Raw genomic sequence first — 1,146 nt, 5'->3', positions numbered from 1 at the left:
CGACGGCCTCGCTGCTTGTCCGTGCACTTCCAGTCGCACGGTCACCTTATCCTTCTGCGTCCCCCCATCGTTCAAACGGTGGTACGGCGGTACAGGAATATCGACCTGTTGTCCATCGCCTACGCCTTTCGGCCTCGGCTTAGGTCCAGACTAACCCTGAGCGGACGAGCCTTCCTCAGGAAACCTTAGGCTTTCGACGGAGGGGATTCTCACCCCTCTTTTCGCTACTCACACCGGCATTCTCACTTCCAAGCGCTCCACGGCTCCTCACGATACCGCTTCACTGCTGCTTGGAACGCTCTCCTACCATCCCTTACGGGATCCATAGCTTCGGTGGTATGTTTAGCCCCGTTACATTTTCGGCGCGGCGCCACTCGACTAGTGAGCTATTACGCACTCTTTGAATGGTGGCTGCTTCTAAGCCAACATCCTAGTTGTCTGTGCAGCGCCACATCCTTTTCCACTTAACATACACTTGGGGACCTTAGCTGATGGTCTGGGCTGTTTCCCTCTCGACTACGGATCTTATCACTCGCAGTCTGACTCCCGAGTACAAGTTGCTGGCATTCGGAGTTTGACTGAATTCGGTAACCCTGTGGGGGCCCCTAGTCCAATCAGTGCTCTACCTCCAGAACTCTTCACCTCGAGGCTAGCCCTAAAGCTATTTCGGAGAGAACCAGCTATCTCCAGGTTCGATTGGCATTTCACCGCTACCCACACCTCATCCCCGCACTTTTCAACGTGCGTGGGTTCGGACCTCCAGTCAGTGTTACCTGACCTTCATCCTGGACATGGGTAGATCACCTGGTTTCGGGTCTACGACGACGGACTGATGCGCCCTGTTCAGACTCGCTTTCGCTGCGGCTCCGCCTCATCGGCTTAACCTCGCCCGCCATCGTAACTCGCCGGTTCATTCTACAAAAGGCACGCCATCACCCGTGAACGGGCTCTGACTACTTGTAGGCATACGGTTTCAGGATCTCTTTCACTCCCCTTCCGGGGTGCTTTTCACCTTTCCCTCACGGTACTGGTTCACTATCGGTCACTAGGAAGTATTTAGCCTTGGGAGATGGTCCTCCCGGATTCCGACGGGGTTTCACGTGTCCCGCCGTACTCAGGATCCACTCTGGAGGGGATGGGGTTTCG

General features: G+C 55.6%; 1 rRNA gene. It reads right to left on the bottom strand.

The features are described from left to right. Window positions 1-1,146 (bottom strand): 23S ribosomal RNA (locus tag OKS35_RS15255); the annotation flags it as partial.

This window comes from Exiguobacterium sp. N5 (assembly GCF_025842465.1).
GTDB lineage: Bacteria > Bacillota > Bacilli > Exiguobacteriales > Exiguobacteriaceae > Exiguobacterium > Exiguobacterium profundum.
This window is presented reverse-complemented; position numbering and strand designations above follow the sequence as displayed.